9 protein-coding genes are annotated in these 26830 nt (G+C 44.9%); 1 reads left to right on the top strand and 8 read right to left on the bottom strand.

Going from position 1 to position 26830, the window contains the following annotated elements:
* Positions 1-134: 134 nt before the first annotated feature.
* The gene (locus CES79_RS01940; RefSeq protein ID WP_089136152.1) at positions 135-17483 is read right to left on the bottom strand and encodes a KxYKxGKxW signal peptide domain-containing protein; all 17349 of its coding nucleotides are present in this window, start codon (positions 17481-17483) and stop codon (positions 135-137) included.
* A 1095-nt stretch (positions 17484-18578) separates the two neighbouring features.
* On the opposite strand from CES79_RS01940, the gene CES79_RS01935 reads away from it, so the two are divergent.
* A complete protein-coding gene (locus CES79_RS01935; RefSeq protein WP_054654804.1) occupies positions 18579-18830 on the top strand; it encodes a DUF1883 domain-containing protein in 252 nt (83 codons plus the stop codon).
* A gap of 69 nt (positions 18831-18899) precedes the next feature.
* Here the strand turns inward: CES79_RS01935 and CES79_RS01930 are convergent, their stop codons facing one another.
* From CES79_RS01930 to CES79_RS01900, 7 genes are all read right to left on the bottom strand, one after another.
* Positions 18900-19703, bottom strand: coding sequence for a Cof-type HAD-IIB family hydrolase (locus CES79_RS01930; protein ID WP_089136151.1), 804 nt, complete (start codon positions 19701-19703; stop codon positions 18900-18902).
* A 108-nt stretch (positions 19704-19811) separates the two neighbouring features.
* A complete protein-coding gene (locus CES79_RS01925) occupies positions 19812-21173 on the bottom strand; it encodes an amino acid permease (protein ID WP_054654800.1) in 1362 nt (453 codons plus the stop codon).
* Positions 21174-21462: 289 nt separating this feature from the next.
* Complete coding sequence (locus CES79_RS01920; RefSeq protein ID WP_054654798.1) at positions 21463-22425, bottom strand: 2-hydroxyacid dehydrogenase family protein; 963 nt, start codon at positions 22423-22425, stop codon at positions 21463-21465.
* A gap of 212 nt (positions 22426-22637) precedes the next feature.
* Positions 22638-23357 (bottom strand): gamma-glutamyl-gamma-aminobutyrate hydrolase family protein, encoded by a 720-nt coding sequence (locus tag CES79_RS01915; protein WP_089136150.1) that lies wholly within the window; start codon positions 23355-23357, stop codon positions 22638-22640.
* Between the two features lie 113 nt (positions 23358-23470).
* Positions 23471-24349, bottom strand: a complete 879-nt coding sequence (locus CES79_RS01910; protein WP_054654796.1) for a PfkB family carbohydrate kinase — start codon at positions 24347-24349, stop codon at positions 23471-23473.
* Positions 24349-25716, bottom strand: a complete 1368-nt coding sequence (locus tag CES79_RS01905; protein WP_054654794.1) for a purine-cytosine permease family protein — start codon at positions 25714-25716, stop codon at positions 24349-24351. Before CES79_RS01905 ends, CES79_RS01910 begins: the two co-directional genes overlap by 1 nt.
* A 15-nt stretch (positions 25717-25731) precedes the next feature.
* On the bottom strand, positions 25732-26736 hold the full coding sequence (locus tag CES79_RS01900; protein ID WP_089136149.1) for an ADP-ribosylglycohydrolase family protein: 1005 nt from the start codon (positions 26734-26736) through the stop codon (positions 25732-25734).
* Between the last annotated feature and the right edge of the window lie 94 nt (positions 26737-26830).

The raw sequence follows: 26830 nt of genomic DNA, 5'->3' as shown, positions 1-26830 counted from the left end.
CCCCTTGTAATTTAGCTATGTATGAGAAGGCGACTTTTACATCGCCCTCCCTAATAAGAGCAAAGTTGCATAATTGCGAATACTGAAATATGTTGTGCAGCTTTTCTCATTTCAAACTGCCCTAGTCGTTTTGACTAGTAAAGTGACTCGTGATCGTCGTTGCTGTGACGCTTGCGACGAGTTGCACCGTAAGCTAACGTAGCAGCCATAATCGTCATGCCAGCGCCTACCATAACCATTGCTGAAGTTGAGGCTGCGCTTTCATTAGTCTGTGGCAGCGTGTCGTTGGCAACTCCTTGACCGTTGCTAGTACTCAAGTCCTTGGTCAAATCAACTTTTGGTGAACTTGCTGCAGTTCTTTGCATCGTTGCAGTGCCGCCATTAGTTGATTCACTCATTGGTGCCATACCAGCACTCACTTGACTGGAGATACCACCATTGGCATTATCGCCATTTGGAGTAGCAGTACCTTCGCCAGTTTCAGAAGTTACACCGCCATTACCATTGGAAGCAGCCGTACCTTCACCAGCTTCGGTAGTTACACCGCCATTACCGTTTGGAGTAGCGGTACCTGGTGTCGGTGTAGCAGTAGTGGTGGTTGGGGTACCACCATTATTACCAGGAACTGCGGTGCCAGGCTGACCAGGATTGGTAGTCGTGGTTGGGGTACCACCATTGTTGCCTGGTGTGCCAGTACCACCGTTGTTGCCCGGTGTGTCAGTACCACCATTGTTGTCCGGTGTATTATCGCCTGGTTTGCCACTTAGTGATGTCACGCCACCAGGAATTCTTTCAAGCTTTTTGGTGGTAGTAGTTGATTTTTTACCATCTGGGTTGGTTACCGTCGTAACGATATCGGTCTCAGTCGTTGTCAAACCACCTTTACCATTTTTGGTGATCGTGACAGTCTTATTCGTAGTGGTGCTAGTGTTCTTGTCACTAGGTTTACCTGGAGTCGTCTCAGTGTCAGTCGTGGTCGTCGTAGTCTTCTTACCGCTAGGATCCGTAACAGTCGTTTCAGTAACTGTCTTGGTGGTGGTTGAACCATCATTGTTATGAGTGATCGTCACCGTCTTATTAGTGTCAGTAGAGGTCCCGTTAGTACCATTCTTGCCGTCATTGCCATCAGTACCCTTGCCACCATTGCCTGAAGCAGGAGTCGTCGTAATGTTGATAGTGGTCGTAGAATCGGCACCATTTTCACCCGGAGTCGTCGTGGTCGTAGTCTTAGTGGTCTTTGAACCATCTGGATTAATAGTAATCTCAGTGGTCTTAACGGTCTTTGAGCCATTAGGATTAGTCGTCGTATCAGTCGTGGTTGAGGTATCCTTGGTCGTTGAACCGTTCGACTCTTGATTCTTATCACCATTACCATTCAGAGTGTTGTTATTGTTGATCGTTACACCCGAACCATCTTTGCCGTCATTAGGAAGCGTGATTTGACCAGCGCTACTGCCATCAGGGTTAACGAAGTAGTAGGTCTTTGAACCATCCTTGTTAGTGACCGTCTTTGAAGGATCAAGTTCTGGTGTTTGACCGTCTTTACCATCCTTTCCATTAGTACCGTTAGTACCGTCAGCGCCACTCTTAATGACGTAATCAGTACCGTCCAAGGTAAGGGTCCAGCCATCAGCTTTACCATCAGCACCATTGTGTGCTTTGATCGTTGTTACTGTGCCATCTTTACCATCAGCAGGTGCATCGACCTTACCAACAGATACCTTCTTGCCAGTATCGTCAGTGTAGTAGAAGTTGTAAGCGACTGTCTTACCAGAAGCGTCCTTGACCGGTTCAACTTGAGGGGTCTTACCATCCACACCGTCTTTAGGTGCTTTGACCGTGCCAACAGTGGTTTCTTTACCATTTTGGTCGGTTACATAGAATTCGTAAGAGGTTGTTCCGTCGGCGTTCTTAACAGCCTTAACTTGAGGTGTCTGACCGTCCTTACCATCTTTGCCGTCTTTGCCGTTTTGACCATCTTTACCGTTAACGCCGTCTTTACCATTGATACCATTCTTCACGAAGTAATTCGTACCGTTCAAAGTGAAGGTGTAGCCATCAACGTCATGATTAGTATCGTAGTGTGGCTTAACCGTTGGCGTTGCGCCGTCTTTACCATTCATCACGATATAATTCGTACCGTTCAAAACGTAGTCCCAGCCATCAACTTTACCGTTAGCATCGTAACGCGGCTTAACTTGCGGTGTTTGACCATCTTTACCGTTCGTACCGTCTTTCGGTGCATCTACCGTACCAAGTGAAACCTTTTGACCCTTATCGTTGGTGTAGTAGAAGTTGTAGCTGACCGTCTTGCCAGTCGCAGGATCCTTGATTGGTTCAACTTCAGGTGTTTGACCATCTTTACCGTTAACGCCGTCTTTACCGTCTTGACCTTTAGCAACCGTTGCTTTTGTGCCATCGCTAAAGGTAATGACTGTGTTGCCTTTATCGTCGGTAGCAGTATTTGTAACGGTAATGCTCTTGCCATCTTTACCGTTTGTACCATCTTTTGGTGCATCCACAGTACCGGCGGAGATTTCTTTGCCATCCGGTCCAACAGTGTAGAACTCATATGAGGTTGTCCCATCGGCGTTCTTGACTGCCTTAACTTGTGGGGCCTGACCATTAGTACCGTTCTTACCGTTAGTAATGGTGATAGTCTGCGGTGCTTGGTCTGAACCTGGCGTTGAAATGGTAACGATCGTGCCAATTGTCTTACCGTCAGCATCCTTTTCAGGAATCGTCGTGATCATTGGAGTAGCGCCATCTTTACCGTCTTTACCATTAGCGATCGTGCCAACCGGCTTGCCATCAATGGTGATGGTGTAGCCGGTTACATTTCCTTTATCGTCCTTGGTTGCTGTAAAGTCAGGTGTTGAACCATCTTTACCATCAGTGATGGTACCAGCCGGCTGATTATCGATTGAAATCGTGTAACCAGTGGTCTTGCCGTTAGCATCAGTAATTGGTGTTAAGACTGGTGATTTACCATTCGTACCGTTCAAAATAGTCCCGGCATCCTTGCCATCAATCGCAAGTGTGATCCCAATTGAGTTACCATCCTTGTCAGTTACTGGCTTAGTTGTAATGGTAGAACCATCTTTACCATTCTTGATCTCGCCGGCAGAATTACCGTTGATCGTAATCGCGTAACCGGTAATGTTGCCATTAGCATCCTTTTCTGGAATCAGGGTTGGTGTGGCACCATCTTTACCATTCGTCACGTTGATAACTTGTGGTTTATCGGTTGAACCAGGTGTCGTAATGACAATGGTTGAACCGGTAACGTTACCTTGAGCATCCTTGATTGGTGTCGTGGTAATGATTGGTGTGACGCCATCCTTACCATTGGTACCGTTAGTGCCGTCCTTGCCTTTAGCAATTGTTGCTGTCTTGCCATCGGAGAAGGTGACTACGGTATTGCCATTAGGATCGGTAGAAGTACCAGTTACAGTAACCGAAGTTCCATCTTTAGGTGCTGCAACCGTCCCAACAATCTTGGTAGAACCGTCTGGGTTAGTGGTGTAGAACTCGTATGAAGTCGTGCCATCATCATTCTTAACAGCCTTAACCTGTGGTGTTTGAGCATCTTTACCCTTATCAACTGTGACCGTTGAGTTATCGCCGAAGGTAATTACCGTGTTACCATCCTTGTCGGTAGTTGTGCTCTTAATAGTTGCATCCTTACCGTTAGCGCCATCTTTACCATTCGTACCGTTAGTTCCATCTTTCGGTGCATCTACTGTACCAAGTGAGACCTTCTGGCCCTTATCGTTAGTGTAGTAGAAGTTGTAGCTGACCGTCTTACCAGTAGTCGGGTCCTTAACGGGTTCAATTAATGGTGTCTGACCATCTTTACCATCCACGCCATCTTTAGGTGCAGCGACAGTGCTAATAACCTTGGTCGAGCCGTCTGGGTTAGTGGTGTAGAACTCATATGAAGTCGTACCATCGTCGTTCTTAACCGCTTTGACTTGTGGAGTCTGACCATCTTTACCAGCAGTGCCATCTTTACCTTTATCAACTGTGACCGTTGAGCCATCGCCGAAGGTAATGACTGTATTGCCATCTTTGTCGGTGGTCGTGCTCTCGACAGTTGCATCCTTACCGTCAGCACCATCTTTGCCATTCGTACCGTTAGTTCCATTAGTACCATTCTTAACGGTGTAATCAGTGCCATTAAGTGTGAAGGTGTAACCATCAACATTACCATTGGCATCGGTGTGTGGTGAAACTGTTGGTGTTTGACCATCTTGACCATCTTTAGGTGCGTCTACTGTACCAAGTGAGACCTTCTGGCCCTTATCGTTGGTGTAATAGAAGTTGTAGCTGACCGTCTTACCATTGGCATCCTTAACGGGTTCAACTAATGGTGTCTGGCCATCTTTACCGTCTACACCATCCTTAGGTGCAGTGACAGTGCCAACTGTCTTGGTCGATCCATCTGGGTTAGTAATGTAGAACTCGTATTGAGTTGTACCATCGTTGCCCTTAACAGCCTTGATCTGTGGTGTTTGACCATCTTTACCATTAGTACCGTTTGTACCAGGATCACCCTTGTCACCCTTATCGACAACAACTTGTGAGCCATCGCTGAAGGTAATGACTGTATTGCCATCTTTGTCGGTGCTTGTGTTCGTAACAGTTGCAGCTTTACCATCGGTACCATTCTTAACAGTGTAAGGAATACCATTCAGCGTGAAGGTGTAGCCATCAACATTGCCTTTGGCATCGGTGTGTGGTGAAACTGTAGGTGTTTGACCATCTTTACCATTCGTACCGTCTTTACCATCTTTAGGTGCGGCAACTGTACCAACTGTCTTGGTAGAACCGTCTGGGTTAGTGATGTAGAACTCGTAGTCAGCGTTACCATCTTTATCAACACCAGGCTTAACTTGTGGTGTCTGGCCATCTTTACCGTTAGTCCCGTTAATTCCATCCTTAGGTGCAGCAATCGTACCCAAAATCGTATCATCGGAACCATCAGCCTTAGTACCTGGCAGATAGAATTCAAGCGTCTTGTTGCCAGCTTGATCAGTAACTTCCTTAACTGAAGGCGTTTGACCATCAGCACCTTTAGCACCCTTAGGAACTGTGACTGTCTTACCATCATTAAAAGTAATCACTGTGTTACCATCTTTATCAATGGTTGAGCTGGTGACTTCAGCATCCTTACCATTGGCACCATCTTTACCGTTAGTACCATTCTGGCCATCTTTACCATTCAAAACAGTGTAATCAACACCGTTCAGAGTATAGGTGAAGCCGTCTTGTTTACCGTCAGCATCAGTGTGCGGTTTAACCGTTGGGGTCTGCACATCTTTACCATCTTTAGGTGCAGCAACTGTACCAACCGTCTTGACGGAACCATCTGGGTTAGTGATGTAGAAATCGTATGATGTTGTGCCATCGTCATTCTTAACAGCCTTAACTTGTGGTGTCTGGGCATCTTTGCCGGCAGCGCCATCTTTACCGTTAATTCCGTCCTTAGGTGCGTCAACCGTACCCAAGATCGTATCATCGGAACCATCACCTTTAGCACCTGGCAGGTAGAATTCGTAGATTGCATTGCCATCTTTATCAGTACCAGCTTTAACTTGTGGCGTTTGACCATCTTTGCCAGCAGCACCGTCTTTGCCTTTATCAATCGTGATATTTGAGCCATCGCTGAAGGTAACGATTGTATTACCATCCTTATCGATAGTTTTATCAGTAATTGTCAAGTCCTTGCCGTTGGCACCATCTTTACCATTCTGACCGTCTTTACCATTCAAGACAGTGTAAGGAACACCGTTCAGAGTGTAAGTGTAACCGTCTTGCTTACCGTCAGCACCAGTGTACGGTGTAACGGTTGGGGTTTGACCATCTTTACCATTGATACCGTCTTTACCATCTTTAGGTGCAGCAACTGTACCAACTATCTTGGTAGAACCATCTGGATTAGTGATGAAGAACTCGTATGACTTCGTACCATCAGTACCAACAACTTCCTTAACTTGTGGGGTTTGACCATCTTTTCCGTTGGTACCATCCTTAGGTGCGGCAATCGTACCCAAAATCGTATCATCGGAACCATCAGCCTTAGTACCTGGCAGATAGAATTCAAGTGTCTTGTTGCCAGCTTGATCCGTAACTTCCTTAACCAGTGGCGTTTGACCATCGGCACCTTTGGCACCCTTAGGAACTGTAACTGTGTTGCCATCACTGAAGTTAACCACTGTGTTGCCATCTTTATCAGTAGTTTGACCAGTGACTGTCAAGTCCTTACCGTTGGCACCATCTTTACCATTCTGACCGTCTTTACCATTCAAAACAGTGTAATCAACACCGTTCAGCGTATAGGTATAGCCGTCTTGCTTACCGTCAGCACCAGTGTGTGGTTTAACCGTTGGGGTTGCGCCATCTTTACCATCTTTAGGTGCAGCAACTGTCCCAACCGTCTTGGTAGAACCATCTGGATTAGTAATGTAGAACTCATAGTCAGCATTGCCATTTTTATCAACACTGGCCTTAACCTGTGGTGTTTGACCATCTTTACCATTAGTACCGTTAATGCCGTCCTTAGGCGCATCAACCGTACCTAGGATCGTATCGTCGGAACCGTCGCCTTTAGTACCTGGCAGATAAAATTCGTATGAAGTCTTGCCAGTAGTCTTATCGGTAACTTCCTTAACTGAAGGTGTTTGACCATCTTTACCAGCAGCACCGTTTTGACCTTTGTCAACTGTGACATTTGATCCATCACTGAAGGTAATTACTGTATTGCCATCCTTATCGATAGTTTGACCAGTGACTTTCAAGTCCTTGCCGTCGGTACCGTTAGTACCATTCTGACCATCTTTACCATTCAAAACAGTGTAATCAACACCATTCAGAGTGTAAGTGAAGCCGTCTTGCTTACCGTCAGTACCAGTGTGTGGCTTAACCGTTGGAGTCTGACCATCTTTACCGTTAGTACCATCTTTAGGTGCAGCAACTGTCCCAACTATCTTGGTAGAACCGTCTGGGTTAGTAATGTAGAACTCATATGATGTCGTACCATCGTCATTCTTAACAGCCTTAACCTGTGGTGTTTGACCATCTTTACCAGCAGCACCATCTTTACCATTGATTCCGTCCTTAGGTGCAGAAACCGTACCCAAGATCGTATCATCGGAGCCATCTGGCTTAGTACCCGGTAGATAGAATTCGTAGATTGCATTACCATCTTTATCAGTGCCCGCCTTAACTTGCGGCGTTTGACCATCTTTGCCAGCAGTACCGTCTTTACCTTTATCTACTGTGACCGTTGAACCATCACTGAAGGTAACCAGTGTGTTGCCATCTTTATCAGTAGTTTGCCCAGTGACTTTCAAGTCCTTACCGTTTTGACCGTCTTTACCATTCTGGCCATCTTTACCATTCAAGATAGTGTAATCAACGCCGTTCAGAGTGTAGGTGTAACCGTCTTGCTTACCGTCAGCACCAGTGTGCGGTTTAACCGTTGGGGTTGCGCCATCTTTACCATCTTTAGGTGCAGCAACTGTACCAACTGTCTTGGTAGAACCGTCTGGGTTAGTAATGTAGAACTCGTAGTCCGCGTTGCCATCTTTATCAACACCAGGCTTAACTTGTGGCGTCTGACCGTCTTTACCATTAATACCGTTGATACCATCCTTAGGCGCATCAACCGTACCCAAGATCGTATCATCAGAACCGTCGCCCTTAGTACCTGGCAGGTAGAACTCGTATGAAGTCTTGCCAGTAGTCTTATCGGTAACTTCCTTAACTAATGGCGTTTGACCATCAGCGCCCTTATCACCTTTAGCAACGGTGATCGACTTGCCATCATTAAAGGTAACCACTGTGTTGCCATCTTTATCAGTGGTTGAGCTGGTGACTTCAGCATCCTTACCATTGGCACCATCTTTACCGTTAGTACCATTCTGCCCATCTTTACCATTCAAAACAGTGTAATCAACACCGTTTAGAGTGTAGGTGTAACCGTCTTGCTTACCGTCAGCACCAGTGTGTGGTTTAACCGTTGGGGTTGCGCCATCTTTACCGTTGGTGCCGTCTTTAGGTGCGGCAACTGTACCAATTATCTTGGTAGAACCGTCTGGATTAGTAATGTAGAACTCGTAGTCCGCGTTGCCATCTTTATCAACACCAGGCTTAACTTGTGGTGTTTGACCATCTTTACCGTTAATACCATCTTTAGGTGCAGCAATTGTACCCAAAATCGTATCATCGGAACCGTCACCTTTAGTACCTGGCAGGTAGAATTCAAGCGTCTTGTTCCCCGCTTGATCCGTAACTTCCTTAACCGATGGTGTTTGACCATCTTTACCATTTGTCACGTTAACAACTTGTGGTGCGTCAGTAGAACCCGGCTTCGTAATAGTGATTGTGTTACCGATGACCGTCTTACCATCAGCACTCAACAATGGTGTTGTAGTGATTACTGGAGAAATTCCATCAGTACCGTTAGTACCATTGGTGCCGTTCTTGATACTGCCAACTTTGTTACCGTCAACCATGATGTCGTAACCGTTTACATTACCTTGACCATCTTTAGTTTCGGTAAATTGAGGCGTTGAGCCGTCTTTACCATTGGTAATCGTCCCGGCTGGCTTGCCATCAATTGTGATGTTGTAACCAGTGACGTTACCATCTTTATCAGTGGTTGGCGTCATAATTGGTGAAGCACCTGTGGCACCAGTATCACCCTTATCACCTTTGTCGCCTTTGACACCGTTCAAAATGGTACCGGAATCCTTGCCGTCAATGACCAACGTGGTCCCAATTTGAGTCTTACCATCAGTTCCCATAAGCGGCTTAGTTGTTACAACTGAACCAGGTTTACCATTGGTAACGGTCAGTTGACCGCCATCGCCCTTTGTGCCATCTGGATTGGTGATAGTGAAGTGATAAGTCGTAGTTGGATTACCATCTTTATCAGTACCAGTAGTGGTCTTGGTTGGATCAATGGTTGGTGTATCACCTTTGTCGCCTTTAGCACCCTTGTTAGCAGTAAATGTACCAACTGTCTTGCCAGTGCCGTCGACTAATACATAAGTGGTATTGCCATTTGCATCAGTCGTGGTCTGTTTAGGATCAACTGTTGGTGTATCACCATTCTTACCGTCCTTACCATCTTTAACTGTCAGTGTACCGCCATCAGTGGTTGTGCCATCTGGCTTAGTGATAACAAAGTGATAAGTCGTAGTTGGATTACCATCTTTATCAGTACCAGTAGTAGTCTTAGATGCGTCAAGTGTTGGTGTAGTACCATCTTTACCATCGACACCATTCTTACCATTCATAATCGTTCCAGCTGGTTTATTATCAATGAAGACCGTGTAACCAGCTGCATTACCATCTTTATCAGTGATTGGTAAGAGCACCGGTGATGAACCGTCAGCACCCTTAGCACCGGTGTCACCTTTATCGCCCTTAGGTGCAGTCAAGGTTCCTAGTGAATTACCATTACTATCTACAAACGTATAAACCTTGTTGCCATTTGCATCGGTCGTCGTCTTGCTTGGATCGATCTTCGGTGTATCGCCAGCTTTACCATTGGTAACGGTCAGTGAACCGCCATCACCCTTTGTGCCATCTGGATTGGTGATAGTGAAATGATAAGTCGTGGTTGGGTTCCCATTGGCATCCTTACCAGTAGTAGTCTTGGTTGAATCAATAATTGGTGTATCACCTTTATCACCCTTGTTAGCAGTGAACTTACCAACTGTCTTGCCAGCACCGTCGACTAATACATAAGTGGTATTGCCATCTTTATCAGTCGTTGTCTGCTTAGGATCAACTGTTGGTGTATCACCATTCTTACCATCTTTAACCGTTAGTGATCCACCATCACCCTTTGTGCCATCTGGATTGGTGATAGTGAAATGATAAGTCGTAGTTGGATTACCATTACTATCTGTACCAGTAGTGGTTTTAGTTGGGTCAAGTGTTGGTGTGCTACCATCTTTACCGTTCTTACCATTGGTAATCGTTCCAGCTGGTTTATTGTCAATGAAGATTGTGTAGCCAGCTGCGTTACCATCTTTATCTGTAATTGGTAAGAGAACTGGTGATGAACCATCAGCACCCTTAGCACCAGTATCACCTTTGTCGCCTTTAGGTGCGGTTAAAGTCCCAACTGTATTGCCTTTATCATCTACGAGTGTATAAACTTTATTACCGTCTTTATCGGTCGTGGTCTTGCTTGGATCAATTGTTGGTGTACTACCATCTTTGCCGGCAGCACCAGTGGCACCAGTATCGCCTTTAGCACCCTTAGCAGCAGTGATCGTGCCAACTGTCTTACCAGCGCTGTCAACGAATACATAAGTGGTATTGCCATCTGTATCAGTCGTGGTTTGTTTAGGATCAATTGTTGGTGCAGCACCATCTTTACCATTCGTACCATCTTTACCATTCGTACCATCTTTAGGTGCGTCTACCGTGCCAAGCGAGACCTTTTGGCCCTTATCGTTGGTGTAGTAGAAGTTGTAGCCGGTCGTCTTACCAGTAGCATCTTTAACGGGTTCAACTAATGGCGTTTGACCATCTTTACCATCTTTAGGTGCATCGACAGTGCTAATCGTCTTAGTTGAGCCATCTGGGTTAGTGATGTAGAACTCGTATTGAGTCTTGCCAGTAGTCTTATCAGTAACTTCTTTGACTTGTGGCGTTTGACCATTCGTACCGGCGTCACCCTTGTCACCTTTAGCACCAGTGGCACCAGTATCGCCTTTAGGTGCAGTTAAAGTGCCAACTGGGTTACCTTTACTATCTACAAACGTATAAACTTCATTACCGTCTTTGTCGGTCGTGGTCTTGCTTGAATCGATTTTCGGTGTGTCACCATTAGTACCATTCTTACCATCGGTAATTGTCAATGAACCGCCATCAGTGGTTGTGCCATCTGGCTTGGTGATAATGAAGTGATAGGTTGTGGTTGGGTTGCCGTCGCCATCCGTACCATGAGTAATATGGTTTGGATCAACTGTTGGTGTGCTACCATCTTTGCCGGCAGCACCAGTATCACCTTTAGCACCCTTAGCAGCAGTGAATGTACCAACTGTCTTACCAGCGCCATCGACTAATACATAAGTGGTATTGCCATCTCCATCAGTCTTGGTTTGGGCCGGGTCAATGGTTGGGGTAGTCCCATTTTTACCATTCATAATTGTTCCGGCTGGTTTGTTATCAATGAAGATCGTGTAACCAGCTGCGTTACCGTCTTTATCAGTAATTGGTAAGAGAACTGGTGATGAACCGTTAGCACCAGTATCACCCTTATCACCTTTGTCACCCTTGACACCTTTAGAAATTGTGGCCGTCTTCCCGTCAGAAAACTTCACAACTGTGTTGCCATTCTCGTCAGTAGTAGTACCTGTAACGGTAATGGACTGACCATCTTTAGGTGCAGCAACGGTACCCAAATTCGTATCATCGGAACCATCAGCATTTTTACCTGGCAGGTAGAATTCATAAGACTTAGTCCCATCACCATTATCAATTTCTTTAACTGATGGTGTCTGAGCATCTTTACCATTCGCCACGTTAAATACTTGTGGCTTGTCCTTAGAACCTGGTGTGGTAATGGTAATCGTATTGCCAATCACCGTCCGACCATCAGCAGCCAATTCTGGTGTGGTGGTAATTACAGGCGTAACGCCATCTTTACCATTAGTACCGTTAGTTCCGTTCTTGAGGCTGCCAACTTTGTTACCGTCAACTGTGATATCGTATCCGGTTACATTTCCTTGAGTATCTTTAGTTTCAGTAAATTTAGGAGTAGACCCATCTTTACCATTTCTCAGGGTACCAACAGTATCTTTACCAACTTTAATGGTGTAAGTGCCAGTAGGCTGACCGTTTGCGTCAAGATCTGGTGTGATAACTGGTGAATCACCTTGTGGACCTTGTGGGCCTTGTGGACCTTGGGCACCGTTCAAAATAGTACCGCCGTCTTGACCATCGACGAACAGCTGGACACCAATCTTATTACCAGCCTCATCAGTAACTGCCTTAGTGGTTACAACTGAACCAGGCTTGCCATCTTGACCATTGTTGAGTGTACCAACAGTCACACCATCAACAGTGATGGTGTAGCCAGTAACTTTACCATCTGTACCCTTGTTTTCAGTAAATTTCGGTGTAGAACCATCTTTACCATCATGCAAGGTACCAGCAGGCTGACCATTAACCGTAATGGTATAACTGCCAGTTGGATTACCGCTCTTATCTTTATCAGCAGTAATAACTGGTGTAGCACCAGGATCGCCTTTGTCACCTTTAGCACCGTTAGTACCGTTCAAAATCGTATCTTCATTCCGACCGTTAATAACCAATGTGGTACCGATTACATTATTCTTATCGTCATAAGCGGGCTTCGTGGTAACCATTGGTGTAGCACCATCTCGACCATTGTCGAGTGACCCAACTTTAGTACCATTCAACATGATATCGTAGCCGGTGTCGGTCTTGGTAAAGCTTGGTGTTGCACCGTCTTTACCGTTCGTCACAGTAACTGTCTTACCGTTACCATCAGTGATTGTGTAACCATTTGGCTTACCTTGAGCATCAGTCGTTGGTGTGATAGTTGCTGACTTACCAGGATCACCTTGTGGCCCTTGTGCACCATCTTTACCATCCATGACAGTACCAGCATCATGGCCGTCAATGACCAGAGTGACACCCGTTTGGGCATTAGTCTTCGGATCAGTAACCGGCTTAACGGTTACAACTGAACCAGGCTTGCCGTCTTTACCATTGGTAATATTACCAACCGCCGTGCCGTTAACAGTGATGGTGTAACCAGTAACTGTACCATCCGTACCCTTAATTTCAGTAAATTTCGGTGTTGCACCGTCTTTACCATCATGCAAACTCCCAACAGGCTGACCATTAACCGTAATGGTATAACTTCCATTCGGCTTGCCACTGTTGTCTTTATCAGCAGTAATAACTGGTGTAGCACCAGGATCACCTTTGTCACCTTGTGGTCCTTGGGCACCAGTAGCACCGTTCAAAATCGTATCTTCATCTCGGCCGTTAATAACCAATGTAGTACCGATTACATGATTATCTTTGTCATAAGCAGGCTTGGTAGTAACCATTGGGGTGGCGCCATCTTTACCATTGTCGAGTGTACCAACTTTGGTACCATTCAACATGATATCGTAGCCAGTGTCAGTCTTGGTAAAGCTTGGCGTTACGCCATCTTTACCGTTAGTAACAGTGACCGTGTTCTTGCCATCAGTAATCGTGTAGCCAGTTGACTTACCTTTATCATCAGTCGTTGGTGTGATAACTGGTGAAGTTCCTGGATCACCTTGTTTACCTTGTACACCTTGGGCACCCTTAGGAGCCGTTAAAGTCCCTAGTGAATTTCCCTTACTATCTACAAGCGTGTAAACCTCATTACCGTCCTTATCAGTCGTCGTCTTGCTTTGATCGATAGTTGGGGTATCACCATTAGTCCCATCTTTTGGTGCGTCAACCGTACCCAGTGGTACCTTATTACCGTTATCATCCGTGTAGAAGAAACTGTAGCCCGTTGTCTTACCATTGGCATCTTTAATTGGTTCAACTTGTGGTGCCTTACCATTCTTACCAGCAGCACCAGTTGCACCGGTAGCGCCAGTCTCACCTTTAGGTGCGGTCAAGGTCCCAAGTGAATTACCTTTACTGTCTACGAATGTATAAACCTTGTTGCCATCTTTATCTGTCGTGGTCTTGCTTGAATCAATGGTTGGGGTATCACCGTTAGTACCATCTTTACCATCCTTGACTGTCAGTGAACCGCCATCAGTAGTAGTTCCATCTGGCTTGGTGATAATGAAGTGGTAAGTCGTTGTTGGATTACCATCTTTATCAGTACCAGTTGTCGTCTTCGTTGGATCAAGCGTTGGTGTAGTCCCATTTTTACCGGCAACACCCTGGATACCTTGAGCACCTGTATCACCCTTGGCACCTTTGGTAGCTGTGAATGTACCAACTGTCTTGCCAGCACCGTCGACTAATACATACGTGGTATTGCCATCTGCATCAATCTTGGTTTGTGCTGGGTCAATGGTTGGTGTAGCACCATCTTTACCATTCATAATCGTTCCGGCTGGTTTGTTATCAATGAAGATTGTATAGCCAGCTGCGTTACCATCTTTATCAGTGATTGGTAAGAGAACTGGTGATGAACCATCAGCACCTCGATCACCTTTGGCACCAGTATCGCCTTTAATACCTTTAGGAGCAGTTAAAGTTCCGAGTGAATTACCCTTACTATCTACAAGCGTATAAACCTCATTACCGTCCTTATCAGTCGTCGTCTTGCTTTGATCGATAGTTGGTGTATCACCATTCTTACCGTCTTTAACTGTCAGTGAACCACCATCAGTCTTTGTGCCATCTGGCTTGGTGATAATGAAGTGATAAGTCGTAGTTGGGTTCCCATTTGCATCCGTACCAGTCGCGGGGTTAGCCGGATCAACAGTTAGTGTGCCACCATCTTGACCTGGATCACCTTTAGCACCATTTTTAACTGTAAATGAACCAGCTGGCTGTCCATTAATTGTCATTTGATAAGTGGTACCCGTTTTATCAGCAGTCGGAGTACCTGCATCAACCGATACAGTCGGTGCCTTAGTATACGTTACCGTAGTTTGAAGATCTGACAGCGTCCCATCAACTTGCAGTGGCACGTTTTGATCATCAACTTTAACGTTATCCGGTGTGTAGCCCTTAACGATAGGTGAATCAATAGAGGTAAAAATCTTGTTAGGCGTTGTATCGGCAGTCCCATCACCATCTTCATCGGAAGACTTAGGAATATAGGAAACCACTTTTTGATTACCTTGAGCATCTTTAATTACTTTTGTTCCAAACGTAATTGTTTGAACGATATCAGGATGGAGCGTTGCACCTTTTTGATCCACAAAGTGAATTGTCCGTTTAACAGTTTCAGGTGTGCCATCAACTGGTTGTATATCAACATTCTTTTTATATATTAATGTCCGCGTAACAACGTCATTAGCACCAGTAATAGCAACATCTTCGTTACCAGCAGTGGCAGCTAGCTTGTCCAAAGCAGTCGTAGCATTGCTAAAGGTGTAGCCTTCCTGCGAGTTCACAATGTAATCAGGCACTTTGTTAATAGTTGCTTTTTTGTCATCCGAATTATCAGTATTCTTTTCAGAAATACCACTTGGGTTAGTTGTCCAGTCAGAGTAGTCCATGTCGCTGCTACCGTCTTCTTTTGTGGTAGCTGTCCGATAAAATGCTACATTTTGGATGCCGTTATCTTGATCCAAATGGGTGCCATCAGCAGTCTGATAAATGATATTTTCAGTAACTGTCTTGGTTAAATCTAAACTTTCTGGATTATTTGAAGGCGTGTATTGCTTAACGTTATTGTATGGGATAAAAATTGCGGTCGTCTTAACAGTGCCTTCAACGCTCCCGTTAGTAACTCCACCTGATATTCCGTTCTTAGGGTCAACAGTAGTCGTTGTTTTATCTGGATTTGTAAGGGTTAAGCTCCCATCTGGGTTAACCACATAAGGCATTTCATTTAAATCTAATACGCCTTTGTCACCAACTTTAAGAGCTTGTGTGCTGCCATCTGGATTAGTGATTAAAATGGTGCCATCCGCTCGAGAAGTAATATTGACGTTGTTGCCACCATTGCCATCTTTATTGGCGACATAGATTACAGTTGTCTTATCTATGCCATTAACGTTAGGGTTTTGAGTGCCCAAATTGAGATCAATATCTTCCTCTACAGGGGTCCCAGATTGGTCTATAGATTCAAGACCAATTGTTCCATCAGGAAAACCCGTACAAACGACTCCATTTGGTAAGGTAACCTTATCGCCGATTTTAACTACCGTACTCGTACCATCAGAACTGTGAAGAATTTTTTGACCATCTTTAGTCAACTCGCCTGTGTAAATGTACGTAGTAGTCTTCTGATCAGCAGTTTCTACAGGAATAGCAGCATTCATGACCTTGCTATCACTAGCAGTCGGATAGCCACCAATCTTGTAAGGATTAATGGTATACCTACTACCATCTGGAGATGTAACGGAAAAAACACCACTTGAATCAATAGCATAGTCTGCACCATTTGGAAAGTAACCTTTGTCACCTAGTTTAACTTTAAAGGTACTTGTGTATGTGCCATCTTGGCTTTCAGTTTTAAAGGTTAATGAATTGCCCGTAATATTTGTAGCGCTAAGATACGTAACATCACCATTTTTACCACGTAAGGCCGGAAGAATGAGTGGTGGTGTCGTGACGGTACCACTATTTTTATAAGAATTGACAATCGTCGGCTTACCAAGATTGTTAGGATCAATTGTCAAAGTTTTTCCGCTTTGGTCAGTAAAAGTGATCGTCCCACTAGGATTAACAACGAATGTGCCATTACCAGTCATTTCACTAGGTTGAATACTAGTATCACCTTTAGGTACAAAGACAACTGTCGTTTTATCGTTTATTGGTTGTGCATCCTTCTTAGGATCAATCTTGGTCACTGTTTTATCTGGATTTGTAAAGGTAATCGTTCCATCTGAATTAGTAACGAAACTACCGCCAGTTGAAATAGTCTGCTGTGTAGTATCACCTGGTTTAACCACGTCTTTAGTTCCATCTGGGAAGTAAAAAGTGGACGAACCATCAGCATTCTTAGAAACAGTGGTGCTCCCTTTTTGACCTGGTAAATTAACGGTAAGCGGTTGAGGTGTACTGTTATTAACGTTAATAGTATTAGGCTGTCCAAATTGGTTAAAATCAATCGTTGAAGTCTTACCGTCTTTATCAGTGAGAGTAAGCATATTATTACCGAAAGCAAAAGTTCCCTTACCGCTAGTTGCATCCGATTGAGTCAAGGTCACTTTATTATCAGCACTGTTAAGCGATACATCTGAAGCATTATCAGTCGCGTCTTGAGCAGCAGCGTTTGCTGATTGTGCAGCTGGTGCTTCAGGTGCACTAACAGCATCCACTTGACTAAGCTTTTGTTCTGCTGCTGAACTATTATTATTCTGACTGGAGTCTGTACCGGTGCTGGAATCAGCATTTTTAGCTGGCTGATTAGCTGTTACAGAACTACCGTTAGCACCGTCTGTCGTTGAACCAGTAGTGCTCGTTGCCTTGGCCGGACTTTGAGTGCCAGTATTGGTAGGTGCTGTTGGTGCGGGTGTTGCAGCCGGCGTATTTGTTGAACCGCTAGCAGCGTTATTTTGAGAACTTTTCAAAACTACTTGTTTGGCAGCGGTTGCATTTCGTCCTGTCGTACTTGCATCACCGTTATTAGTAGATGCTGCCGTATCCGCTTTCACTTGTCCAGGTAAAGAAAAAGCTGTTAACCCAAAAGTCAGTGTTGCCATACCAGCAACTAACCAGCGTGTGCCGGCTTTATAAAGCTTAAATCTGACTTTTCGATCAACAGAATCCCGTGCTAATTTTTGCATATTAAATTTATACTTTTCCATTGAAATCTCCCCCTTATAAATTTATATTTCTTGTTACACCCCAAAATGTTCCAATACCTTAGTAGACTAGCTCCCTGAACCTATTTCAAATACTTTCTGAAATTTCTAGCTACTAATCATCAGAATATTAGCACCGTATTACTTATAAATTCAAGCTGATATTGTGCACAATGATTTATAAAAATAGAATAAATATTCTCATAAATCGAAAAAAATTGATTTTCCTTTTTAAATGCATACTCCGTTTATTTTATAACGTGTCATTGCACTACTGTATATTAATCACGGTATTACCTGATTTTGTTGCAACCTATAACTGAGCATTAACATTTAATTCGTATTTCTTTTCTAATTTTAACTTTGATTACTTATTCAGCTATAATTCTAAGTTATCCATAAAATCCCTCTTATATGTTATAAGAAATTAACTGTTATCACCAATAATTTCAGGCCGTTTCATTGGTTACTTCACCCAAGAAAAGATTTTCAATTGCGCAACAACCTACTTTCTTTTATCTCAAACATTATTTTCAATACTTCGCCTAAACGAATAAAATTGATTTTTGAAAACTTAACATTCGTTTTGAGCACTGTAAAATATCTAATCAAAAAAGCGATGTTCACTTACACGGTGATAAAAAATAATTTGTTTCGCTAAAAATGGCTATATCCCTTTTATACTTTAAGTGATTTCGGTATAGATTAATTAATACTGAACACATTTTGATTAACTGTACATAATTATTCAGGACAAAAAAATTTAAACTTTTTTGCTAATAATTCCCATCTTTCCTACATTAGCAGGCTTATACGTTTCACAATGTTTTGGGGAAGTGTCAAATATTTTGTGTAAATGGAAGTCCTCTCTTATTATTTAGATGCCTTCTCTACAGTAAGTACTGGCCATTTCATGTTTTAAATAATGACAAACCATTTTTCGTGTAAAAGTTTATTTAAAGAATATCTTTTCCCCCTGGTAAACGCTTAAACCTCGTACTGGCATCATGTCAGTTTGTTAAATATGCTTTGTGCACAATGTATCATTTCATCTATTTTTATAAGTGAGATAATTATTCCAGAAAGAAGGTGTTCCCTATGGATGACATTCCACATTATGACAATCCATCTGGAGAACTATCCGTTACTGTCAGGCTTCAAAAGGCTGCTGATGTTTACCTGGTTGATCAAGCAAATTTCAACCATTATCAACAAGGCGCTGGCTTTAAATACTACGGCGGTTCTGCTACTAAGTCTCCAGTGGTAATTAAAGCCTCCGGATCTGGTCGTTGGTATTTGATTGTTGACGATCATGGCGCTGGTTCTCAATACTCGTATACTTGGGGCTAGTTTTTTTACACAATTAAAAGGCGTGATAACGATTGATTATCAATCGTCACCACGTCTCTTTCATATTCTCTATTCACCTAACACAAACTTCTCAATCCCCCGGCCAACACCGTCATGCGCATTATCGGTGGTCAGGTAGCGGGCAACCTGTTTGACCTCTGGCAGGCCATTGCCCATCACGATCGGCATTCCCACCAGTTTTAGCATAGGAATATCGTTCGGGCCGTCACCAAAGGCGGCAGTTTCACTCAAATCTAACTGTTCGCGTTTCGCGATATAGTTCACGCCACGGGATTTCTTGGCGGCAATGGCCGTGATGTCCAGGTAAATATCGCTGGACTTTTGCATCGCAACACCTGGCAGTTCGGCTGCCTGCAGCAGCTTCACGATACCATCCATGACCTCGTGCTTCAGCACACAGAAGGTAATTTTATAGATTGGTTCAGGCTGCTTCCAGAACGCTGGGTCCAGCACCGTGGGCTTTTGCGGCATATCTTCTTGGAAGAAGGCAATCCCATCATCCATGTGCGTGACCTGCCAGTCGGTCAGTCCAAAGAGACTGAAGCCGGTGGCCGGGAAATGGGCGGTCATTAAGTCAACTACTTGTTTAACCACTTCAAAGGCAATTGGCGCGTCTTCAATGACCTGCAGCTGACCAGCCTTCACTTGATAGATTACACCACCGTTAAAACCAATTTGCGGTGCCGTTAATTTAAGTGTTTGAATGGCATCCATCATCTGTCTAGGCGAGCGGGCGGACACCAATGTAAACGGAATGCCAGCCTGCTGAATCGCCGTCGTATTACCAGCTGAAACCTTGCCGTGCTGATTAAGCAGGGTTCCATCCATATCGGAAAAAATGTGTTTGATCACGTTAAAATACCCCTTTAATTTCAGTTAAGCCAGTAACATCCTGACCGAATTCACTTTAATATGGTGGCATTTTTTCGGCTGACTTGCAACCGCTAAGCACAAATGAATTTATTGATTACGCTGGCGCCGTGGCCGATAGATCAGCTCGTAGACCCCCAGCATGACCAGAAAAACGATGACACAGATGATCATTGAGACCCGCGTCGAACCGTTGATCAATAAGAACACCAGCACGCCAACGAAGAAGAGCAGACTCAACCAGTCAGTGAACGGATAGCCGGGCATCCGAAAAGTGCTGGCACCTTCCGGATGAACGTGGCGGTAACGAATATGGCACCAGATCAAGATCACCCAGACTAACACGAAGTTAATGGTGGAGACCCCGGAGATCATCTCAAAGACGCTGGCGGGCATGAAGTAGTTCAGCACCACGATGATCAGTAAAACTAACGCCGAAAAATTCAGTGAGTTAGTGGGGACACCGCTCTTGTTAAGTCTAGACAACGCCTTGGGCGCGTTACCGCCCCAACTCAGCGCATGCAGGGTCCGGCTGGTACTGAACAAACAACTGTTGGTCGCGGATAACGCCGCGGTCAGCACCACGAAGTTCAAAATTCCCGCAGCACCGGCAATCCCGATTCCGGAGAAGACTTGCACGAAGGGACTGGCAGTGGTGGTAATTTTATTCCAAGGATAGACACTCATAATAGCAATCATAGAACCGACGTAGAACAGGCCGATTCGAATCGGCAAACTGTTGATGGCTTTTGGTAAGTTAGCGACTGGATCGTTGGTTTCACCAGCCGTCAGCCCCACCATTTCAATGCCAACAAAGGCGAAGACCACCATTTGAAAGGCCATCATAAACCCGTAGCCCCCCGTTGGGAAGAAACCGCCGTGGCTGACTAAATTACTAAAGGAAGCTGGCTGACCATCCACCTGCGTGTGCAGCAGTGCCAGCGTGAAACCGACGACGACCAGAATAATGATGGCCGCCACCTTGATCATCGAGAACCACGATTCCATTTCACCAAAGGCCCGAACGTTGATCCGGTTGGTGAAGTAGAGAAAGATCAGAATCACAAATGGCGCGATCCACTGCGGCACCGAGGGGAACCAAAACTTAATGTAGATCCCAGTCGCGGTCAGATCCGCCATGGCCAAACTGATCCAGCAAAACCAGTACAGCCAGCCGGTTACGAATTCCATCCGGTCGCCCAGATATACGCTGACAAAGTCCAGAAAGGAATGCTTCGTGGTATCTGACAGCAACAGTTCACCGATGGCCCGCATCATAAAGAAGCAAAACAGGCCGACGATGATGTACGCCAAAATAATTGACGGACCAGACGTGTGAATCGCGCTACCAGATCCCAGAAACAGCCCGGTCCCGATAGCACCGCCAATGGCAATCATCTGAATATGTCTGGACTGCAACGACCGCGATAAATTCTTATTTTTGTTTTCCATCACAAACTCCTTTTCTGAACATAAAAACGGCGTCCCCTGGCACTCACTTACTGAGTACCAAGGGGCGTCGTAACGCTGTTCCACCCAAGTTCGCAGTGGGTATGCCACTGCCTTTAATCGCTGATATTGGTTGCGCAACCAAGTGTTTCTACCATTTTAACGTGCCGGCTTTCAGCCTTACCCGGTTCTCTGTTAAACGTTAAGTTGTTCTCATTGTACTTTAATTTTCTCAAAATACAAGCCCTTTTTTCTTGGTAGCGCGTCCAAAGCGCGGAGCAGACTGAAAAGATTATTTGTTAACTACGAATTTAGCGTCTTTACCACTGTTGACTAACACGACGTTATCAGCCACGATATTGGCCATGGCGTCCCGTGCTTCAACGGTGGCGTTACCAACGTGAGGCGTCAAAATGACATTCTTCAATGACTTGAAGCCATCATCAACGTTGGGTTCCTTCTCGTAGACATCCAAAGCGGCGCTAGCAATTTCACCAGACTTCAAGGCGTCCAGCAAAGCTGCTTCGTCAATGATTGGGCCACGGCCAACGTTAATAATTGAAGCGGTCTTCTTCATGGCTTTAAAGGCCTGCGCGTCAAATTTGTGGACCGTATCAGGGGTCTGCGGTGCGTTGATCGTAATGTAATCACTGGTCTTGATCAAGTCGGCCAGTGGCTTGTAGGTCACTTTCATGGAACGCTCTTCTGGGTCAGAGAGGCGGTTTGGCTTGTAGTACTGCACGTTCATGCCCAGTGCATTCGCCTTACGGGCAACGTCGCTACCGATATTGCCTAAGCCAAAGATACCTAACGTCTTGCCGGCAATTTCATGCCCCAAGAAGTACAGCGGTGCCCAGCCAGGGAACCCTTCGTTGCGCATCTTATGGTCCCCTTCGACCATCCGGTGGCTCAATGCCAGCATCAAGCCGATCGTCACTTCCGCCACGGCGTTAGTGGAAACCGCTGGCGTATTGGTGACTGGAATCCCCTTTTGCTTGGCATAAGCGGTATCAATATTGTTGAAACCGGCACCAAAGTTGGCAATCAGCTTTAATTTTGGTGCCGCGTCAATAACTTCTTGATCAACCTTTGTCGAAAGCGGTGTGATCAAAAAGTCGGCATCGCTAACGTGTTTCAATAACTCATCATGTGAGATCAAACCGTCACCATCATATGAACTAACATCCAACCCCGCTTTTTCCAATGTTTGAGTTGCGACATTAGGTAATTGAGCTGATAAATAAACTTTAGTCATAATCAAAGCCTCCTGTATTTTGTTACCGCTTTCATTATCGTTCATAATCGCACAAAGTGCAAACCAGCGAAAATAGGGATTATTTACTGAACAGTTTGTCCGCTTTCACCTGTTGGCTAGGCGCCGTTCGACTCATAACACCGCTGATTTCAATTGAAAAACGTGATTTTCAGCCAAAAGAATGACTAAAAATCACGTTTTTATCTCATATTCTATGCTTTTTTTACACGTTCAATGAAGTCTTCAAAGATTGCAAACTGAAGTGCATCCTCTTTAAACATCAGCTCCGGATGCCATTGCACCGCCACAATCAAGTTGCTGTCTTTACTCTCCACGCATTCAATAATGCCATCGCTGGCTTTCGCAGTTATTTTCAACTGCGGTGCCGGCGTTTTAATGGCTTGATGATGCAGGCTGTTAACTAACACGTGCTGCTGGCCTTGAAAGATACCTTGCAGCAGGGAACCTTCAGCCACGTCAATGTAGTGGGTACCTTGATCAAACGACGCTTTTTGTGAATGCTGATAGGTTTGATGATCAACTTGCGTACCAATATCCTGGTACAGATTACCGCCAAGCGCTACATTTAAGACCTGGGTACCACGGCAGATACCTAAAATCGGTTTACCAGCGGTCACGGCCTGATTGGTCAACGCAATTTCAGTCGCGTCCAGCCGGTCATCCGAGGCCGCCATTTTAGGCAGTGGTTCTTCACCGTAAAAACGTGGCGCCACATCAACACCGCCTGGCAATAGTAGACCATCGATCAGCTGACTGTAATTCGTCGCTAAATCTGATTCGCGGGTCGGAATTAAAACTGGTACCCCACCTGCTTTGACCACTGCGGCCACTTCACCCTGATTCACACTATTGAGATATGAGCCATCCACCAGCCGGCGTTCGGCTGGGATGCCAATGATTGGTTTTGCCATTTTTAAATTCCCCCTACTTCCAATATATGACGTACGCCGTAATAGAGTTAGCTTAACAGTTTTTGGCGTGGTCTGGTAGCGCCCCATTTCAGATTGCTGATTATCCGTGATGGTTAAAGCAAACTTGGACTTTCGCGTGCCACGACTTTTGCAGCAAGTTTATTAGCCAATTTAATCGAATCAGCGATACTTTTACCAGCAGATAATCCGGCCAGAAAGCCACCGCAATGGGTGTCCCCTGCACCAATGGTATTAACTACTGCGACTTTTTCACCAGGAATCGTAGCCGACTGATTGCCATCAAAGTAGTACGTCCCTTTTGAGCCCAAGGTGAACAGGACTGGACTGTGTGTCTTCAGGTAAATCTTTTGGGCGATTTCATCAAGTGAATCACCGGTAGCACCAAAGTATTCGATCTCATCTTCGTTACAATGAATAATGACGTTTTTAGTCAGTAATTGGTTAATCGTGCGTTGTGTCAAATGACTGATCCGTGGTGATGCATCGAATAAGAGATAAGCATCATTAGATCGCTTAGATAACGCTTCCAAAACACTATTGGCAATTTGTTCATTTTCAACCTGATAGCCGCTAACATAAAAGTACTTGTAATCATCGAGGTCAACCCGTTCAAGCCAGTCATTCTTCCAGATTTGATCGATTCCTGGAATCGTTAAAAAGCTGCGTTCTCCGGATGGTTCTACCATCGAGATATCCCAGCCGTTATCGGCATCGCTGACTGAAAGTAATTCTGGAATCTGTTTTGCTTGCAGTTCATTTCGAACAAGATTAGCATACTGACCTTTGCCAATAGGTACAAATAAATCAGCGTCAGCGTTAACATAGCTCATTGCGCCATAGACGTTAAATGCTGAACCGCCCACGACAGCAGACTTTAAATCACCGGTCACATCGCCACCAGAAAATGGCAGCTGAGGCACATTAACCACAACATCAACGTAGGCAGCCCCCAATATCAGCGTTTTAGTCATTAGGCCGCCTTCTCATCGTGCTGATTGCCCTTGAATAACTTCACGATAAACATGCAGATGATTGCCAAAATTGCTGAAACGAACACGCCTAAACTATTGTTCCGGAAAATTCCGTGGGCAAACGGACCGTTCCAAATGGCGTTATTAGTGAACAAGAATCCGGTCACGGTCGCAATCACCCAGGAAATAATGCCGCCCCAGTTGTAATGAGCTGGCGATTGCGGATCGATCAATTTAGTATCATAACCTCCACGACGGAACATGACACTGTCACACAAGAAGATGGCCACCCAGCTAGCAAGGCAGATACCTAAGAAATTGAGGAATAATTCAAAGTTACTTAAGAAATTACCAGAAATAAATAATACATAAACTGGAATAAGAATCACGATCAAGCCGTGAATGATCAATGACGTTCGTTGGGAAACGTTGATCCCAATGGTCGATAAATTGATCCGCGCTGAGCGCAAAGAAACGATACACTGCGGAATCAGCCCGCCAGCAGCAACCAAGAAATAGATCACCCCGATCCAACTTGGCAAGGCACTATACATCACATCAAAGGGATTACTGGCAGTAGACAAAGTCGGTTCAATGGTGCTTAAGAGCACCCCGCCAGCCATCAGGACAAACAGCGGAACGGCACCACCCATTGCAGTATTCCAAAATGTAGCAGCCGGTTTGGTATTGGGTTTTACATAAGCGCCCCAATCGGCAGCCGCCATTGACCAAGAAATACCGGAACCAGCAGCCACGATACTGACGGCTGGCAGCACACCCGTTACCCAACTGCCGGTTGGCAAATCCATCGCCTGTTTCCAGTTCGCCTTAACCAGAAACAAAATTAAAATCAAGGCGGTTAGAATCCCAAAGATCCAGCTGATCCAAGTTTGGATTTTGGCAAGTGTGGCTTCTTTTAACAACCCGGAAAGCAGAACAAGTCCGCCGAAAATAATGAGTGCAATTGCGGTTGTCAGGCTGTTTTTTTGAACATGGATCACACTAAATAACGAAACCAGCAATAGTGTCCCCGTGATGACATTAATGGCTAACCAGCCGACCATGTTAAACCACGCGATCCCATTGGGAATCTTATTCCCGTAAGTCCCATACGCAGCTCGACTCAGCTTGAAGGTGGTAATGCCCTCTCGTTGACCGATCATGGCAACCCAGCCGGGAATCATAAAGGAAAGGGCCCCAACTAAAGCGGCAATCATGGCTTGAACAAACGACAAATGATAACTAACGATCATGGCCCCGTAAACAAATCCCATGATCCCAATGTTGGCAGCGAACCAGTTATAAAACAGCTTACCTGGTGTTAATGTTTTATCCTTTTCAGGAACTTTAATGAGTTTATCGTCCATTACCCAATACCTCTCTTATTTGCGTGCTTGAAATTTAAGCATCTTATCGGCATAGTCATTAAAATGATGTTGCGGATTCTTAGTATCAATTAACTTTTTCCAGTCGTCATCAATTGAAGAAGCGCCACCTTTGGCACCACAAATGGCGGTTGCCATCGCTCCAATCGTATCGGTATCGCCACCTAGATTGGCGCACAAAATAGCTGATTTATGAACATCTTTGGCATAGTAAGCAATCGCTAAAGCGGCCGGAATACTTTCGGAAATCATCGTGCCCGTCCCAACTAGATCATAGATTGCTTGACTGAATCGGGGCTCATCATATTGGTACTTATGCGCAAGCTCGATACCTAAGTTCAACCGGTCATGGGTCTTGGCAGCCCAAGTTGGCGCGCCTAACGCAAAGCCTTGATCATTGGCCTTCAGTGCAAAATTAATGATCTCATCCCATGAATAATCTGCAACGGCAGCAGTTACGGCACCAGCAATCATTGATGCCCCACTTATGGCCACGTCACTGGAATGCGTCACTCTGGTAATTTCATAAACCATGTTGACCAGTTCGTTAATTTCTCTGGGTTCAAATAAGGCACCAATCGGTGAAATTCGCATACCAGCACCGTTGGTTAGTGCCTTGTCAGTTACTGGCCGAGGATCCTCACCATTTCTGATTGCCTTTAAAGCAGCTTTACTGCTAGGGCCCAAAATATTATTGGTCCAAGCGCCAACCTCATCTGCCCACTTCATAATGTGTTTCACAATGTTTTTTTGATCAGGCACCCAATTGGTTTCAAATAACGAATCTAAAATTGCAAGTGCCTGATTGGTATCATCCGTGTATTCACCTTTTTTAAAATTAATCGCAACATCGTTATTGTCCGTGCTGTCTAAGAATTCGGTAATTTGACCACCGAATTGTTTGCGAATGGTCTGAACCGGCCAAAGTTCTGACGGCATCCCCATTGCATCACCGATTGCTTGTCCGTATAAAGTGCCTAGGATCTTGTCTTTACTTCTCATTTATTAATGACCTCTTTTTCACTAATCGTTTCAAGCGCCAACTGAAAGCTTAAAGTTAGTTCATTTTCTTAAAAACAGGGATTTTAACAAAAAG

The organism is Secundilactobacillus silagei JCM 19001, from assembly GCF_002217945.1.
Classification (GTDB): Bacteria; Bacillota; Bacilli; order Lactobacillales; family Lactobacillaceae; genus Secundilactobacillus; species Secundilactobacillus silagei.
Note: the sequence above shows the minus strand (reverse complement) of the source record. Positions and strands in the feature narration are given on the sequence as shown.